Annotated in this window: 17 protein-coding genes; 6 read left to right on the forward strand and 11 right to left on the reverse strand. The window is 74.5% G+C overall.

All coding sequences use genetic code 11. The features are described 5' to 3' along the window. Positions 1-92: 92 nt before the first annotated feature. Positions 93-587 carry a hypothetical protein gene (locus KUM38_RS26580; protein ID WP_217132582.1) on the forward strand — a complete coding sequence of 165 codons (495 nt, stop codon included), beginning with the start codon at positions 93-95 and terminating at the stop codon, positions 585-587. A 53-nt stretch (positions 588-640) separates the two neighbouring features. Here the strand turns inward: KUM38_RS26580 and pgm are convergent, their stop codons facing one another. From pgm to KUM38_RS26620, 8 genes are all read right to left on the reverse strand, one after another. Then, positions 641-2,281 carry a phosphoglucomutase (alpha-D-glucose-1,6-bisphosphate-dependent) gene (gene pgm / locus KUM38_RS26585; protein WP_217132584.1) on the reverse strand — a complete coding sequence of 547 codons (1,641 nt, stop codon included), beginning with the start codon at positions 2,279-2,281 and terminating at the stop codon, positions 641-643. Between the two features lie 114 nt (positions 2,282-2,395). Further along, entirely contained in the window at positions 2,396-2,824 is a 429-nt protein-coding gene (locus KUM38_RS26590; protein WP_217132593.1) for a hypothetical protein, read from the reverse strand. Between the two features lie 54 nt (positions 2,825-2,878). Beyond that, positions 2,879-3,727 carry an STM4011 family radical SAM protein gene (locus tag KUM38_RS26595; RefSeq protein ID WP_217132595.1) on the reverse strand — a complete coding sequence of 283 codons (849 nt, stop codon included), beginning with the start codon at positions 3,725-3,727 and terminating at the stop codon, positions 2,879-2,881. Between the two features lie 11 nt (positions 3,728-3,738). Continuing rightward, positions 3,739-5,112, reverse strand: coding sequence for an STM4012 family radical SAM protein (locus tag KUM38_RS26600; RefSeq protein WP_217132597.1), 1,374 nt, complete (start codon positions 5,110-5,112; stop codon positions 3,739-3,741). Beyond that, positions 5,109-5,930: an STM4013/SEN3800 family hydrolase gene (locus KUM38_RS26605; RefSeq protein ID WP_217132818.1), complete on the reverse strand. Its 822-nt coding sequence runs from the start codon at positions 5,928-5,930 to the stop codon at positions 5,109-5,111. The genes KUM38_RS26600 and KUM38_RS26605 overlap by 4 nt, the downstream gene beginning before the upstream one ends. 55 nt (positions 5,931-5,985) lie before the next feature. After that, positions 5,986-7,161, reverse strand: coding sequence for an STM4014 family protein (locus KUM38_RS26610; RefSeq protein ID WP_217132599.1), 1,176 nt, complete (start codon positions 7,159-7,161; stop codon positions 5,986-5,988). Continuing rightward, positions 7,142-8,110 (reverse strand): STM4015 family protein, encoded by a 969-nt coding sequence (locus tag KUM38_RS26615; protein WP_308409051.1) that lies wholly within the window; start codon positions 8,108-8,110, stop codon positions 7,142-7,144. Before KUM38_RS26615 ends, KUM38_RS26610 begins: the two co-directional genes overlap by 20 nt. Continuing rightward, entirely contained in the window at positions 8,107-9,063 is a 957-nt protein-coding gene (locus KUM38_RS26620) for an STM4015 family protein (protein ID WP_217132601.1), read from the reverse strand. Before KUM38_RS26620 ends, KUM38_RS26615 begins: the two co-directional genes overlap by 4 nt. 223 nt (positions 9,064-9,286) lie before the next feature. Here KUM38_RS26620 and KUM38_RS26625 point away from each other — a divergent pair, with 223 nt between their 5' ends. From KUM38_RS26625 to KUM38_RS26645, 5 genes are all read left to right on the forward strand, one after another. Next, entirely contained in the window at positions 9,287-9,613 is a 327-nt protein-coding gene (locus KUM38_RS26625) for a hypothetical protein (protein ID WP_217132603.1), read from the forward strand. A gap of 68 nt (positions 9,614-9,681) precedes the next feature. Next, positions 9,682-10,734, forward strand: coding sequence for a DUF6745 domain-containing protein (locus KUM38_RS26630; RefSeq protein ID WP_217132605.1), 1,053 nt, complete (start codon positions 9,682-9,684; stop codon positions 10,732-10,734). Between the two features lie 88 nt (positions 10,735-10,822). Next, positions 10,823-10,972, forward strand: coding sequence for a hypothetical protein (locus KUM38_RS26635; RefSeq protein WP_179167355.1), 150 nt, complete (start codon positions 10,823-10,825; stop codon positions 10,970-10,972). Positions 10,973-11,048: 76 nt separating this feature from the next. Then, positions 11,049-11,465, forward strand: coding sequence for an ATP-binding protein (locus tag KUM38_RS26640; RefSeq protein ID WP_217132608.1), 417 nt, complete (start codon positions 11,049-11,051; stop codon positions 11,463-11,465). Positions 11,466-11,534: 69 nt separating this feature from the next. Further along, positions 11,535-12,215 carry an adenosylcobinamide amidohydrolase gene (locus KUM38_RS26645; RefSeq protein ID WP_217132610.1) on the forward strand — a complete coding sequence of 227 codons (681 nt, stop codon included), beginning with the start codon at positions 11,535-11,537 and terminating at the stop codon, positions 12,213-12,215. A 215-nt stretch (positions 12,216-12,430) separates the two neighbouring features. Here the strand turns inward: KUM38_RS26645 and KUM38_RS26650 are convergent, their stop codons facing one another. The 3 genes from KUM38_RS26650 to KUM38_RS26660 are packed head-to-tail and all read right to left on the reverse strand — an operon-like array spanning position 12,431 to position 15,959. Continuing rightward, positions 12,431-13,996 (reverse strand): FAD-dependent oxidoreductase, encoded by a 1,566-nt coding sequence (locus KUM38_RS26650; protein ID WP_217132612.1) that lies wholly within the window; start codon positions 13,994-13,996, stop codon positions 12,431-12,433. After that, the gene (locus KUM38_RS26655; RefSeq protein WP_217132614.1) at positions 13,993-14,724 is read right to left on the reverse strand and encodes a class I SAM-dependent methyltransferase; all 732 of its coding nucleotides are present in this window, start codon (positions 14,722-14,724) and stop codon (positions 13,993-13,995) included. Before KUM38_RS26655 ends, KUM38_RS26650 begins: the two co-directional genes overlap by 4 nt. A gap of 41 nt (positions 14,725-14,765) precedes the next feature. Then, positions 14,766-15,959, reverse strand: coding sequence for a lycopene cyclase family protein (locus KUM38_RS26660; protein ID WP_217132616.1), 1,194 nt, complete (start codon positions 15,957-15,959; stop codon positions 14,766-14,768). Between the last annotated feature and the right edge of the window lie 190 nt (positions 15,960-16,149).

Raw genomic sequence — 16,149 nt, forward strand, 5'->3', positions numbered from 1 at the left:
CTCAGCCGTATGTTCGGTTCCGCGGGCCGCTGTTCATCCGATTTTGCGCTGTGCAATCATCCTGGTGGGATCCTCGGGAGGAATGAACGGACGTGACCGCGCAGAGGCCGGACGACGGCGGAACGCCCAAGGAGCGGGACGACGGTACGCCGTCGCTGCCCGAGGACGTCTGGCAGCGGTTCCTCACCGACAACGAGCGCGCCATCCGGGCCACCGCCCCCAGGGAGCCCTCCGCGCTGCAGCGGGCGCGCGCCGACGGCGGTGCGCCGCGGGAGGACGCCGACGTCGAGGCGGTCGGTGATCTGTGGCATCCGGACGATCCGTGGGACGGCCCGTCCTGGCGGGAGATGGACCGGCGCGCCAGGCTGCGCCGTGTCGGCCGCGTGGTGGGCACGGCCGCCGCGATCGCCCTGGCGCTGGGCGTCTGGTCGCAGCTGTCCACCGGTGCGGGCACACCGGACGGGGAGCCCGGCGACACCGTTCTGCAGCAGTCGGAGGAGGCGCCGGCGGAGCTGCCCACGGCGACGTCCCTGCCGCCGGAGCTCACCTCCCCGCCCCCGTCCGCCCCCGGCCTCCGGGCCGGCTGACGCGCCCCGGCCACCGTGGCGGGTGACCGGGGCGTGCCCGACCGGGGTGCGGCTCAGTCGCTCAGTGCCGCGAGGACCACGGCCTTGGCCTCCTCCTGCACCCGGCGGAGGTGGTCGGGACCCTGGAAGGACTCGGCGTAGATCTTGTACACGTCCTCGGTGCCGGAGGGACGGGCGGCGAACCAGGCGCTGTCCGTGGTCACCTTGATGCCCCCGATGGACGCGCCGTTGCCCGGTGCCTCGGTGAGCACCGCGGTGACCGCCTCCCCGGCCAGGGTGTCCGCGGTGACCTGGGCGGGAGACAGCTTCGCGAGGCGGGCCTTCTCCTCACGGGTCGCCGGGGCGTCGATCCGCTCGTAGGCGGGCTCGCCGAAGCGGGAGGTGAGCGCGGCGTAGTGCGCGGAGGGCGTCTTCCCGGTGACGGCCGTGATCTCGGAGGCGAGCAGCGCCAGGATGATGCCGTCCTTGTCGGTGGTCCACACCGAGCCGTCCCGGCGCAGGAAGGAGGCGCCGGCCGACTCCTCACCGCCGAAGCCGAGGGTGCCGCCGGCCAGTCCGTCCACGAACCACTTGAAACCGACGGGCACCTCGACGAGTTCGCGCTTGAGGTCGGCGGCGACCCGGTCGATCATCGCGGAGGAGACCAGGGTCTTGCCGACACCGGCGGCGGACGGCCACTGCTCACGGTGCGCGTAGAGGTAGCCGATCGCCGTGGCGAGGTAGTGGTTGGGGTTCATCAGCCCGGCGTCCGGGGTGACGATCCCGTGCCGGTCGGCGTCGGCGTCGTTGCCGGTGGCGATGTCGAAGCGGTCCCGCTGCCCGATGAGGGACGCCATGGCATGCGGCGACGAGCAGTCCATCCGGATCTTCCCGTCCCAGTCCAGCGTCATGAACCGCCAGGTGGGGTCGGTCAGCGGGTTGACCACGGTGAGGTCGAGGCGGTGCTGTTCGGCGATCCGGCCCCAGTAGGCGACGGACGCCCCGCCCAGCGGGTCGGCGCCGATCCGTACGCCGGCCGCGCGGATCGCGTCCAGGTCCAGCACGTCCGGCAGATCCGCGACATAGGTGCCGAGGAAGTCGTACCGGCCGGTCCCGGGTGCGGCGAGGGCGCGGGCGTACGGGATGCGGCGGACGTCCTTGAGGCCTCCCCGGATGATGTCGTTGGCCCGGTCCTGGATCCAGCCGGTGGCGTCCGAACCCGCGGGGCCGCCGCTCGGCGGGTTGTACTTGAACCCGCCGTCGGCGGGCGGGTTGTGGGACGGGGTGACGACGACGCCGTCCGCGAGGCCCGTGGTGCGGCCCCGGTTGTGGGTGAGGATCGCGTGCGAGACCGCCGGGGTCGGGGTGTAGCCGTCGGCGCTGTCGATGAGCACCGTGACCCCGTTGGCCGCGAACACCTCCAGGGCGGTGACCCGCGCGGGTTCGGACAGCGCGTGGGTGTCGGCGCCGAGGAAGAGCGGCCCGTCGGTGCCCTGGCCGGCGCGGTACTCGCAGATGGCCTGGCTGGTCGCGGCGATGTGGTCCTCGTTGAACGCGGCCGTCAGGGACGAGCCGCGGTGCCCCGACGTCCCGAAGGCGACGCGCTGCCCCGGGTCGTCGGGGTCGGGGTGCAGGGCGTAGTACGCCGTGACCAGCCGAGCGACGTCGACGAGATCCTCCGGGCCGGCCGGGCCGCCCGCTCGCTCGTGCTGCATGTGCCCACTCCTCCGCATGGGTTGATTCTTCGCTTGCGGAGACATCTTTCCTCTTCGGGGCCGCACCGCGCGAGTGGGACCCGGCTCCGCGCCGCCCTGCCCGCCGCCCCGGTGTCAGATCCGGCCGCCGGTCATCCGGGTGAGGGGGCCGTGGGTGTGGCGTTCGGCGCGCCGCCCCACCGCGTAGGAGGCAGCGGTCAGGGCGGTCAGGCCGGCCGCGGCACCGGCGGCGACGAGCCTGCGGTTGGCGATGACCGTCCAGGCGGTCTTGGCGCCGGCGGCGACCTGGCCCGAGGTGGCGACGACCGCGCGGCGGCCCGCCTCGACGCCCTTGGCCGCGGTCTGCGCGGCGCCGCTCGCCACCCGGGCCGCGCGCTCGGCGCCCGACGCGGCCCCTGACGCGGCGTCACCCGCCTTGTCCGCGGCGTTGCCGGCCGCCCGCCCGGCGGAGGCGGTCGCCTTGTCCGTGGTCTCCCGTGCCTTGGTCGCGGCGGACCGGGGGGACGTGGCCTTCTGATGCGCGTTCTTGTTCTGTTCGCTCATGGACACCGACTTGCCGCTGGCTCCCGCGGCAAACACGTTCCCGCGCGCGGGCCGCTACCCGGCCGGGGCCGGTATCCGTTCCAGCACACCGCCCGCGAACACGTCGTACAGCGGCAGCGTTTCGAGGTGGACGTAGCCGATGTGGCAGTCGCAGGTGGTGAGGGGGCAGGGGCGGGGGCGCAGCGCCTCGCGGTAGCTGCCGTCGTAGAGGTTGCCGAGTTCGGCGCGGACGAAGTGGCAGCGGCGGACCGTGCCCTCGCCGTCGACCGAGATCACCGACTCCCCCGTGCGGCAGGGCAGGCCCGCGCTGGCGTGGGGGCGGCGGCTGTAGGGGAAGAGGGGGTCCAGCGCGGTCCACACATCGGCCTCGGTGTCGTCGTAGGTGTGTCCCTCGGCGGCGTTGACCCACAGGTACACCCTCTCGGGCAGGTCGGCGCGCAGCCGCCGGGCCGCGTCGAGGTGCTCGGGCAGCCCGACGACGCCGACGCTGAACCGGACGCCGAGGCGGTCCAGTTCGCGGCACTTGGCCAGGAAGCGGTCGTAGGGGGTCTGGCCCGGGTGGTACGTGCACCACAGGGCGAGGGTGTCCAGGTCGGCGCCGGCGAGCCAGTCGGTGCGGCAGCTGAGGTTGGTCTGGATGGCGACGCGGCGGATGTGCGGCCGGTGGGACAGCCGGGTCAGGGTGTTCCGGTACCAGGAGCGGACCAGGCCCTCGCCCCAGGGGGTGAAGAGCAGGGAGAGCCGGTCGGTGGTCTGCGCCTCGGCCCAGTCGGCGAACCTCTCCAGGCAGGCGCGGTCCGCGCGGAGCTGCTCGCGGCTGTCGCGGCGCTTGGCGAAGGGGCAGTACGGGCAGTCGTAGTCGCAGGAGGCCAGCGGGCCCCGGTAGAGGAGGGTCAGGTCCATCGGCTGCGGACTCACTTCCGCTCGTAGGCGGCCATGGCGGCCCGCACGGCCGGGGAGAACAGTTCCGGGCCGATGGCGTCGGAGTGGGCCAGGCCCTCGGGGGTCAGGCGCAGGCGTGTGGCGCCGGGACCGGTGTCCTCCTCCAGCCAGCCGCGGCCGGCGAAGCGGGACAGCTCGGCCGGGAAGTCGTCCGCCGGGGTGCGGCCGTCGAACCGGGCCCGGTAGTCGGCGAGGTCGAGGCCTTCCGCCTGGAGCAGGGACTGCAGCAGGTGCCGGCGGCGCGCCTCGTCGGTGTCGATGCGGCGGCCGTACTCGGCGTGGGCGAAGTCGGCGGCCGGGCGGGAGACGTAGTCGTCGACGATGCCGCGGATCTCGTGCATGCCGACGGCGTAGTCGAACGAGTAGTGCAGGCCGGCGGTGTAGGAGCGGGCGCCGCAGCCGAGGCCGATCATGCCGTCGGTCTGGCAGGCGTAGTCGTCCGCGCCCTGCGGCGGGGCGTCCGCGCGGCGGAACATGCGCATGGACTGCTGCGCGTAGCCGTGGGCGAGGAGGTGGTCGCGGCCCAGCCGGTACAGGCGCAGCCGCTGTTCGTCCCAGGCCGGGTCCGTCTCGCCGGCGCGGCGGCCGAGGCCGGTCAGGGGGCGTATGTAGAGAGGGTAGAGGTAGAGCTCCTCGGGGCGCCAGGCGAGGGCCGCGTCCAGGGAGCGCAGCCAGCTGTGTTCCGTCTGTCCGTCGATGCCGTAGATCAGGTCGATGTTGAGAACGGGGATCCGGGCGTCACGGACGCGGCCGAGTGCCGCCTCGACGTCGGCGCGGCGCTGCGGGCGTACGGCGGCCCGGGCCTCGGTGTCGTCGAAGCTCTGCACGCCCAGACTGAGGCGGGTGGTGCCGCGCGCGGCCAGTACCTCGAGCCGGTCGGCGGTGGCCGTGGCGGGCGAGGCCTCCACGGACAGCGGTACCGCGCGCAGGTCGGCGCCCATGCGGTGTTCCGCGATGTCGCACAGCCGCTGCAGTTCGGTGGCGGTGAGGAAGGTGGGGGTGCCGCCGCCGAAGGCCGCGGTCGCGAACCGCGCCGGTTCCCGCTCCCCCAGCGCCTCCCGCACGGCGGCCGCCTGTCGGTCCAGGGCGTCCAGATAGGCGCCGGTCAGGCCGTCGGGGGCGCCGATGCGGGTGAACAGGTTGCAGAAGCCGCAGCGGACCTCGCAGAACGGGATGTGCAGGTAGAGGGAGAGGGCGTCCTTGGGTTCGCCGGCCCAGAGGGTGTCGAGGCGGGGGCGGTCGGCGAGTCGGCGGTAGGCGGTCTTGTGCGGGTAGGCGTAGACGTAGCTCTGGTACGGGCTCGCCGGGGCGTCGGTGCCGGTGCGGGCGGGGGTCGCGGTGGTCATCGGGCGGCCTCGGCGGGGGTGTGGTCCAGGAAGAAGTGGGCGTAGGGCACGGTCCACACGGACGGGTGGCCGATGCGGTGGCCGGTGTAGCCGTCGTCGCCGTAGGCGGTGCCGTGGTCGGAGCAGACGACGGCGAAGCAGCGGCGTCTGCTGCTCGCGGCGGCGAACAGCCGGCCGACGTGCCGGTCCACGTACTCCAGGGCGGCGGCGTGGGTGGCGCGGGTGTCACCGTCCTCGCGGGTCGCGCCGGGCCGGTGGAACCAGTTGGGCTGATGCAGCGCGGCGACGTTGACGAAGAGGAACAGGCGCTGCTCGTGGGGGAGTTCACGGACGACGTGTTCCGCGCGGGCCACCTGGGCCTCGAACGACGTGGGCGAGGCGACGCCGAACTCCGGTTCCCAGTGCGACTCCTGGAACAGCCCTGGCAGCACCGAGCCGAGCGGGCCCCGCTTGTTGAAGAAGCCGGTCCCGCCGACGCACACCGTGCGGTAGCCCTCCGCCGCGAGGCCGGAGACCAGGTCGGGGGTGTCGTACACGAAGGTGCGGCCGGCCGTGGTCTCGCTGCCGGCGAAGCGGGCCGCGAACAGGCGCGGATGCGGGCCGGGTTCGGCGGGCGTCGGCAGGAAACCGGCGAAGATCGCCTGGTGGGAGGCGTAGGTGAAGCTGCCGGGGGCGTGCCGCCGCTCCCAGCGGCCGCCGGGCAGATGGCGGGCCAGGTTCGGAATGCGTCCTTCGGCGGCGAGTTCGGCGGCGACGTCGAAGCGGAGGGTGTCGAGGGTGACGAGGAGGATGTCGTGGCTGCCGACGATCTCGTTCATGTCCGGGTCGTGGTCCGGTGCGGTGGCCCCGTGGGGGCCGGGCGCGGGCGTCGGTTCAGGCGCTGACATGGGTGGTTCCCGTTCTGTACTGGTGGTGCGGGTGGGACGGACCGGTGGTGCGGCGCAGGACCGCCGCGACCTGGGCCGCGTAGGTGTCGAGGCCCTCCGCCCCGCTGCCCGGCAGTCCGGTGAGCCGGGGCAGCAGGTCGCCGAAGGCGTTGACCTCGCCGACGGCGAACCGGCGCCAGCCGACGGCCGGGAGCAGGTCGACGCCGACGCACAGGGTGCGCGGGAAGCAGGCCGCCGCGCGCTCGCACACGGCGAGGACGTCCGCCCACCGGCCGCCGGCCGCCCCGACGGCGTCGCGCACCGCGTCGAGGTCGCCGCGGGTGCCGCCGAGGTGGAGGTTGGTCAGGGGTGAGGTGCTGGTGCGCACGACGGCGTGGGTGGCGCGGCCGGCCACCACCACGACCCGCAGATCGGCGGCGCGGCCCCGCTGGGAGGCCTTGGGCAGCCAGCGTTCGAGATGGAGACCGTCGGGGGCGAGCGCGTCCACGATGGCGGCGATCTCCTGCTCCCGTTCGTAGTGGCGCACCTTCAGGGAGTTGAACAGCCTTCCGTCCGGGGTGAGTTCGACCGAGGTGGTGGCTCTGATCCGCCCCCGGCCCGACGACTCGACGGCGAGCACCCCGGAGGCCGAGGAGCCGTGCGCGAGCTTGACGAAGAGTCTCGGCATGCGGTGCTCGCGCATCGCGGCGCGTACGTCGTCCCAGCCGGTCACCCGTACGGCGTCCGGGCCGGAGGTGGGTGACCCGGGCACGGGGACGCCCGCCGCGTCGAGGGCGGCGTGGCAGCGCCGTTTGTCGAACATGACGGCCAGTTCGTCCACGTCGTCGAGGCGGGCCCCGCCCCGCAGTCCTCGGGCGGCCTCGGTGAACCGCGCGTACCAGCGTGCCGATCCCTCCACGCGGGCGGGATCCCGGACGCCCCTCAGCAGCCGGTCGACCTCGGGGTTCTCGCCGGGCGAGTCGAGTCGGACGGTCTCGTCGGCCGCGAAGTCGGCTCCGCCCTCGCGCAGGACCCGCTCCCAGGGCACGACGCGCGGTGCGGGCAGTCCGGCGGCGCGGGCGGCGTCGGCGAAGAGGGCCGTCCTGCGGTTCTCGGGGTTGCCCACGACGGCGAGGCGCACGGGTGCGCCGGCCCGCCCCGGTTCATTCCCCGATCGCGACATAACGCTCCTCCGGCCGGCGCGCGCTGCGGTGGGCGGGTGTGAGGCCGAGATCCGGGATGTGCGCTCCCAGCGTCTCGCGCACGCGGCGGGTCATCCCCTCGCTCATGAAGTGGTGCCCGAGGTCCAGCGCCCGCAGATGGGTCAGCGGCTGCCCCGAGAGCAGCGCGGCACCCCCGTCGTCGCTGAGCGTGCCCATGCTCAGGTCGAGGGAGTCCAGACCCGCGACGACGGGCGCGGCGGCCACGGCGGCGGCGATCTCGTCCTGGATGTCGCTGTTGCGCAGGCCCAGGTGGGCGAGTCGGGGGCTGCGATCCAGCATGGCGAGGAGCGCCCGGACGTCGGCCGCGGTGCAGTCGCCGCCGTACCAGCTGGTGCCCAGCCACAGCTCCAGGTGGCGCAGGGCGGGGAGGTCGCAGGCCGCCAGGCCGCGTACCGGCTCGGGCGGCAGACCGCCCGACTCGATGCGCAGCCCGCGCAGCTCCTCGTGCCGCAGCGGCTCGATCACCAGGTTCTCGGCGCCGCGCACACCGAGCTCGTACAGACCGGGCCAGGCGCGCAGCACCCGGCCGACGTCGCCCTGTTTGATCCAGGAGATCTCCGCCTCCTCGGGCTCGACGTCCCCGAGGAAGACCGCCCGCAGCCTCGGCAGCCGGTGTGCCTCGGCCGTGATCAGGTCGAGGACGGGACCGATGCCGTGCTCGTCCCACTCCTGCCACCAGGCGCCGATGACGAGGGCCACGACCTCGTCGGTGCGGACCCGGTCCAGGAACGAGCTCCACCGTTCCTCGAACGGCACCTCCCGGTCGGCCGTGAGCCGCCAGGCGACCGAGGCGGGAGGGGGCAGGTGCGGGCCGGGGCCCGGCCCGTCGTCGGGGCCGGCGAAGTAGTGCACGGGCAGGCCGTGCAAGTGCTCCAGGTAGGAGGGGTGGTAGCGCACGCGGGTGCTCACTCCCCCACGCTGACGTAGCGGTGGACGGTGCCGTCGTCGTCCTTGTCCCAGTCGGCGTCGTCCTTGTCGAGGTCCAGCTCCACGCCGGCGGGTTCGAGCGTCTCGCGTATGCGCTGCCTCAGCGGCTCGCTCAGGTAGTTGTGGTGCAGGTCCAGCTTCTTGAGGTGGGTCAAGGGCTGTCCGCCGAGCAGGGCGGTGGCGCCTTCGTCGCCGAAGGTGCCCATGGACAGGTCGAGCACCTCGAGCCGGGCGACCACGGGGGCGGACGCCACGGCGGCGGCGACTTCGTCCTGGATCTCGCTGTTGCGCAGGGCCAGGTGCCGCAGCCGGGGCAGCCGGGCGCCGGAGAGGATCGGCGCGAGGTCGGCGGCCTCGCTGTCCGCGCCGTACCAGGAGGTGCCGAGCCACAGGTCGAGGTGTTCGAGCGCGGGCAGTTCGCTGGCCGCGACCCCGCGGACGACCCCCACCGGGAGGCCTCCGGTCTCCATGACCAGCTTGCGCAGCGCATCATGGCGCACGGCGGGGAACTCCAGTTCCTGGCCGCCGCGCACGCCGAGTTCCTCCAGTGCGGGGAAGCCCGCCAGCAGGGGGGTGACATCGGTCTGGGTGATCCAGGAGATCTCGCACTCCTCGCTCTCGATGTCCCCGAGGAACACCGCCCGCAGGGCGGGCAGCCGGTCACGCGCGGCCACCAGCGCCTCGATGACGTCGGAAGGGCCGGAGTCGTACGCGTCCTCCCAGATGCCGACGATCAGGGCGCGGACCCGTGTGGTGTCGACCGCGGAGCAGAAGCGGTCGAAGGTCTCCACCCACCCCTCCTCGTCGCCGTACACCCCGGCGGCGATCCGCCAGGCCACGGCGTCGGGTTCGGGCAGCTTCGCCGATTCGCCGCGCCCCGGAAAGGTGAAGGCGGGAAGGCCGTACAGCTCCTTGAGGTGGCTACCGCTGAACATCGGCGCTGCTCCTGTCGTGCGACACGGGAAAAGGGAGGTGGTGCGTGGGCGAGGCCGTCACGGAGCACCGGGGGCGGGCCGTTCGGCGATGCGTGCAGCAGTTCTACCAACAGGGACTGACAACGCCCGGCGGCGGGCCCGGTGACGGTCCGTTGTCAGTGCCCGCTCGTACTGTCTGCGCATGGACTCCGGGGCACCGTGCGCCGGAGCGGAGGGGAGAGCCATGTACCGGCAGGGAGACGTGCTGATCGTGCCCGTCGCGGACGAGGCGGTGCCGTCCCACGTCCCGGACGCGCCCAAGGAGCCGCGCGACGCCAGGGGCCGGCTGGTGCTGGCCCTGGGGGAGGTCACCGGACACGCACACGCGGTGCTCGGGCGGGGCGAACTGATCCGTGAGCCGGGCCCCTTCGGGCCGTTCCTGCTGCACCTGCCCGAGGGCGGCCGGGTCGTCCACGAGGAGCACGCGGCGATCGCGCTGCCGAAGGGGTGGTTCCGGGTGATCCGGCAGCGTGAGTACGTGCCCGGCTCGGTGCGGCTGGTGGCGGACTGACGGACGCCGACGACCGTACGGAACACCACACCACACCACACCACAGCAGGGAACAGGGGACGTTGACGATGACGATCGCGCAGGAGAGCGGGCCGGCGGCCGTGACCGGGGGCTTCACGGAGGAAACGGCGCGCTGGCGCGCGTGGGCCGCGTCCGCCGAGCCCGCCGACCGGGCGGCGGCGGAGGAGGGCGTCCGGCTGGCCTACCGCAGCGCCGGGCTGGCCGAGCCGGAGCGCGTGATCTGGGCCGGGTCGCCGCGCGAGGGCGTGACGCTGGTCCGGGAGGGGACGGACTTCGGGGCGAGCGTGCGCGAGGCGGTGCGCACCGCACCGTGGGCGGCCGAACGCGACCGGTTGTACCAGGAGCTGGGCCCGGCGGGCTGGTCCCGGCACTGGTCGGGGACCGGCGGTGCCCTGTGGGACGCCACGCAGGCGCTGGTCGACCGGATCCGCGCCGGCGTGCTCGACGACCTCGCCCCCGACGACGCGGCCGCTCGCACGGAGATACGTCTGGTCCTGCTGGACGCCCTGCTCGGTCAGCACGACGCGCCGTGGCTGGCCGCCCTGGACACCGAGGGGTCCCCGCTCGCCGGGCCGGCCCGGGTGTGCCGCAGCGCCGGCTGGTGGTGGCCGTTCGAGAAGGTGGCGGTGGTGTGCGAGCGGCCCGTCGCCCTGCACCGGGACGAGGCCGGCCGGCTCGACCACGGCGACGGCCCGGCGCTGGAGTTCCCCGACGGGTTCGCCCTGTGCGCCTGGCGCGGCATGCCGGTGACGCGCGCCTTCCTGGACGAGCTGCGCACCCTCACCCCGGAGCGGATCCGGCAGGAGGAGAACGCCGAACTGCGGCGGGTGATGCTCGAGTACTACGGCTACGACCGCTACTTGTCCGACTCCGGGGCGCAGCCGCTGCACCGGGACGGCACGGGCACGCTGTGGCGCATCGCGCTGCCCGACGACGAACCGGTCGTCATGGTCGAGGTCCTCAACTCCACGCCCGAACCGGACGGCACCCACCGCACGTACTGGCTCCGTGTGCCGCCGACGACCCGGACGGCCCGGGAGGGGGTGGCGTGGACGTTCGGCCTCGGAGCCGAGGCGTACGAGCCGCTGGAGGAGACGTGAGCCCGTCCGGCCGCCCGAGGGCTGACCCCGCCCGCAGGGGGTAGGCGGAGAACAGCAAGGACGAACCGGACCGCGGAAGGGAGCACCCATGCCGAGCATGGTGGAGCGCATCAAACAGTTCGCCAGGAGCCCTCAGGGGCGGCGTACGGCCGAGCAGGTGCGGCGGGCGGCGGCCGACCCCCGGCGCCGGGCCCAGGCACAGCGTCTGCTGGGCCGGCTCCGCGGCGGCCACCGCTGAGCCGTTCCGCTTCTGCTTCCGCGCGGTCCGGGACGTACCCGTCCGGGCCGCGCGGCGATCACCGGGGAGGACCTCCATGAACGAGTCGTCGGTCCGGACGGTGGGCTGGGCGCGCTCACTGCCGATGGACCGCGGGGTGAAGGCGGCCCGCGACTGGGCGCGCGAGCACCTCGTCGCGCTGGGCTGGGACACGACCGCTCCCGAGACGGCGGACGACGTGCTGCTGGCCGTCTCGGAACTGGTCACCAACGCGCACGTCCACGCCCGCAGCAGCGCGCAGCTGGTCATGTCGTGGGACAGCCGCTGTCTGCACATCTCGGTGCACGACAGGTCCGCCACCCTGCCGGCGCCCCGGGAACCGAGCGCCGAACGCGTCGGCGGGCGCGGCATGCTGCTGGTCGACGCCCTGGCCGACACCTGGGAGGCCCGCCCCTGCCCCCACGGCAAGACCGTCACGGCCTGCTTCCGGCTGCCGGAGGGCGCACGGCGCTGACCCGCCCCGTGCGCGGCGGACGGCGGGCCCTAGGATCGGTCGGTCCGCCCTCGCAAGGAGCCCCGCACGGTGACCGCCGTTCTCCCCCAGCCCCGCACCACCCCCGCCCTGCCGTCCCCGCGGTGCCTGACCCGGGTCGAGAACGGCGAACGGCTGCACGCGCTGCTGTGGACCGCGGGACCGGGCCGGCGGATGATCAGCAGCGCGGTGCTGGGCGGAGGCATCGGCGAGCGGACCTGGATCCTCAACGCCCAGGTCTCCCACGGCTACCGGCGCACCGACCCCGACCGGCACCTGGCGGATCTCGCCGCCGCCGCGGGTGCGCGGGGGCCGGGGGTGGGGCTGATGACGGCGGCGGACGTCTCGGCGTTCACGCGCGCGGCGGACGCCGGTGTGGAGGCCTGCGTCACGGCGGGCGTCGACGTGCGCGGCTGGGCCGCACGGCCCGGGGAGGGCACGAGCGGACTCCAGGGTCCGGGCACGGTCAACATCGTCGTCGCCGTGCCGGTGCCGCTGAGCGACGCCGCCCTGGTCAACGCGGTGACCACGGCCACCGAGGCGAAGGTGCAGGCCTTCCTGGAGGCGGGCCTCGACTGTTCGGGCACGCCCACCGACGCGGTGTGTGTCACCGCCCGCACGCCGGGCCCGGACGAGGAGGAGTACGCCTTCGCCGGGCCCCGTTCCCTGTGGGGCGCACGGCTGGCGCGCGCCGTCCACCGCGCCGTGTTCGAGGCCGTGACCGCACCCTGACACCGGCCGCCGGCCTGCGCGACACGCTGTGGCAGCCGGTGCCCGACGGCGACGAGTACGACGCCGTCGGCATCGTCCGTGCCGCTCTCAGGGCCGGACGGGACGAGGAGGGCCTGCTGCTCGACGTGACCGCGGCGACGGCCTGCCGCACACTCCGTGGTCCCCGGCGCACCTCTGTGGTCCCCGGCGCACCTCCGTGGGAGCGCACCGTCCGGTCAGGCCGGGAGCCGTCGGGCCCACCGGGCCGGTCCCCGCAGGACGGCGCTCCGCCCCCGGCCGGGCACGGTCCACAGCGTCTGTCCGCGCACCCCCCAGCGTTCCAGCAGGGCGTTCGCGGCCAGGAACCCGGTCGTCGCCGCGCGTTCCATCAGCGCGACGGGCAGATCGGTGCGCACCAGGTCGCCGGCCATCATCACGCCGGGCTCCGGGGTGCGCACCGTCGGCCGGTCGGCGTAGCCGCCCACGGGGAACAGGGGACAGTCGGCCCGCCGCTCGTGCCGGGCGTCGACGATCGTGGCCGCCCGTGTCTCCGGGTAGACGCGGCGCAGTTGTTCGATCAGCCGCTTCTGCTCGACGTCCCGGGACGCGTCCGGGGGCAGGGCGTAGGCGTGGAGTTCGACGACCGAGCCCCCGGTACGGGCGGCCCAGCGGGCCGCTTCGTCCTCGTAGCGCTCCAGCACGCTGATGTTGTCGAGGCCGGCGTATCCGCTCGTGCCCAGGAACGCGGGCCGGTCGGGTGCGACGGGCCGGTCCAGCCACAGGCGGCTGACCAGGAACGGCGGGGCGGTGCGCAGGCGGGCGACCCGTTCCCGCCACGGGCCGTCGCCCAGCCGGCCGGAGCGGGCGACCAGGGAGCGCAGTCCCGCGGCGTCGAGGGCGAGGACGACGGTCTCGTGACGGCTCTCCTCCCCGGTGGTGGCGACCTCGTAACCGCCGTCGCCGGTGGGGGCGATGTGCTCGACGGCCGTGGCGGTGCGGATCCGGGCGCCGTGTCGGCGCAGGTAGCCGGCCAGGGGGTCCCACAGGGCGGCGGGGAAGGGCGCGTCGGGCACGTCGAACAGCAGTCCTTCGGCGGAACCGAGGAAGTAGATGTGGAACATCAGGGCCATCTCGGCGGCCGACAGCCGCCGGGGGTCGGCGAAGAAGCTGCGGGAGAACACCTCGAAGGCCAGGTGGCGGGCGCTGTGCGGGAAGCCTACGGCGTCGAGGAAGTCGTGGGCGCTGATGCCGTCCAGGCGTTCGTACACCTCGGGCACGCGCACGTCGAGCAGTTCGAGGGCCGCGAGCGGTCTCATGCGGCGCAGGTCGCGCACGCGGAAGGACGGGCTGAGGGCGACGAAGCCGAGCGCGCTCCACGGAGGGGTGCGCGGGACGTGGCGGAAGCCGTCCCTCAGCCCGTCGCTGTGCCGCAGCGGGTAGTCCGGCAGGCCGGTGAGCCGCTCCAGACCGGGGTCGGTGCGGCGCAGCAGACCGCGCAGGTTGTAGTACTGGCGGAAGAAGGCGTGGAAGCCCCGGCTCATGGTCGCCGGGGTGCCGTCCGCCAGGCCGGTCGGCCAGCCGCCGACCCGTCCGCCCAGGAAGGGCTCGCGCTCGTAGAGCGTCACGGCCACGCCGCGTTCGGCCAGCGCGGTCGCCGCGGCCAGGCCGGCGATGCCGCCGCCGACGACGGCGGTCGTCGGGCGGGCGCCCTCGATCCGGCGCGCCCCGGGCGGGGGCGTGAGCACACGGGCGCGGCGGTCCCGGCCGTGCCGGGTGGCGTCCGGGCGGCGGAAGGGGGTCATCCCTCGTCCTCGCTCTCCGTGCGGGGCCGTCGGCCGACGAAGGTGTGGGTGATGCCCGTCTGCCATCCCGGCAGGGGCAGGGCGCGCACCGCTTCGAAGCCGGCCGCGCGCAGACGGCCGGCGAAACGGCCGGCGGTGTCGAACTCCACGACGCTGCGCCACAGGTGGCGGTAGAGCCCGGCGTCCCCGAGCACGGTGGCCGCCGGCTGGACGATGCCGCGGCACACCAGGGTCCACACCGCGCGGTCCACGCGGCGTCCGCCGAGCGTGTACTCGTGCACGCCCAGTCTCCCGCCGGGGGCCAGCAGATCGCGCACGGTGGCGAGCACGGCGTCGGGATCGGAGACGTTGCGGAAGAGGTAGGCCGCGAACACCGCGTCGAACGGCCCCTTCACCCCGGCCTCCGCCAGCCCTTCCGCCGGTGCCCGGACGAAGCTCACCCCGTCCGGCCAGGCTTTGGCGGCGGCCCGTTCGAGCATGCCTGCGGAGGCGTCCACGCCGGTGATCCGCGCGCCCGACAGCACGGCGGCGAGTGCGGCGGTCGACGCGCCGGTGCCGCAGCCGAGGTCCAGGACGCGCAGTCCCTCGCCCCGCCGCGGCAGTCCCAGGCGGCGTGCCGAGCGGCGGAGGTGGGAGTGGTAGCCGGGGTTGGCGGCCACCAGGGCGTCGTAGCCACGGGCGGCGTGGTCGAACGCGGCGGCGAGGTTCTCGTCGCGCAGCAGGGTCATGCGGTCTCCCGGTACAGAAGGGTCGGGGCGGGCGGTCCGGGTCAGGGGCCGTCGAAGGGGCGGCGGGGCAGGGTGGGCAGTTCCAGCGCCGAGCGGAGCATCGGGCCGACCGGGGCGTGCAGGCCGACGGCGAGGTCCTCGTGGAGCCGGGTGCGGCCGTCCAGGAAGCGCAGCAGGCGCCGCATGGGCACGCGGGTGAAGAGCCGGGAGAACAGCGCGGGTCCGTCGGCCCGGCCGCTGTCCAGGGCGCGCAGCAGGACGGCGTCCATGGCCCGGGAGCGGGCCGAGTGGGCGGGGGGCGGCACAGGGGTGCGGCCCTGGCGGAGGGCGTCGGCGACAGCCCTCGTCTGCCGTTGGATCCCGGCGAAGGTGTAGCCGGTCGAGGGGCGGGTGGCGCCGCCCGCGGCACCGATGCGGAAGACGGAGGCACCGACCCGGCGGGGGACCGCGGCGTCGGTCATCGGGATGACGCCCGTCTCGGTGGACAGGACCCGCAGTTCCCCCAGTCGGAGCACGTCCTCGGTGTACTGCCGTACCGCCGACTCGTATCCGTCGGCGGTGAGGGGGCGCCGGGAGAACTCGGTGTACTCCACCAGCGCCTCGCGGCGGCCGACGGGCAGGACGTAGCCGAAGGACAGTCCGCCGGCGGGCTGGGGGGTGCGGAAGTCCATCAGGTCGGCGGTCCGCGGGTCGAAGACCGGGCGGGCGGTGCGGACGAACCAGCCGTGGAAGTGCTGCAGCAGTGTGGTGCGGGCGGCCGGCAGGCTGCCCGGGGGACGCGAGTCGAACACCCAGCGGACCCGCAGGGACCGGGCGCGGCCGTCGGTGCCCCGCAGGTGCAGCAGGGCTCCCCCGCGCACGTCCTCCACGGTTTCGACGGTCGCCTCCAGCCGGTGGACGACCGGGCTGCCGGCCAGGTCGTGGCCGACCAGGTGCTCGAAGTCGTCGGACCGGATCATCTTGTAACGCAGCGGGGTGATGTCCCCCGCGATCGCGGGGCCGGAGGGGGGACGCACCCGCAGGTGCCGCCAGGTCGCCGTGACGGCGGCGTCGAAGCGGCCCACGCCGGCTTCCCAGAAGCACCATGTGCGGCGCGGGGGACGCAGCGGACCGGGCGGGGCGTCCACCAGGACGACCGACGGGGCCCGGGACCCCGGCGCGGTCCGCGACAGACGGTGGGCCAGGGACAGTCCGGCGGCGCCCGCCCCGACGATCGCCACCTCGGCGTCCAGCACGACGGCACTCTCCTCCCGCTCCTCGGCACACGCGCCTCGTCAGCATTCCTGCTTGTGTGCCCGATCGGATTCAGGTCACTCGAACGTGTGACGAACCGCCACCGGTGAGACGGGGCACTCAGAGGGAAGGCATGCGGCGGCAGTCCGTCGGACCGTTCCGGCTCGTACCGCATCCGCGCGTGGCGCGCGG

Source organism: Streptomyces sp. AC558_RSS880 (assembly GCF_019049255.1).
GTDB lineage: Bacteria > Actinomycetota > Actinomycetes > Streptomycetales > Streptomycetaceae > Streptomyces.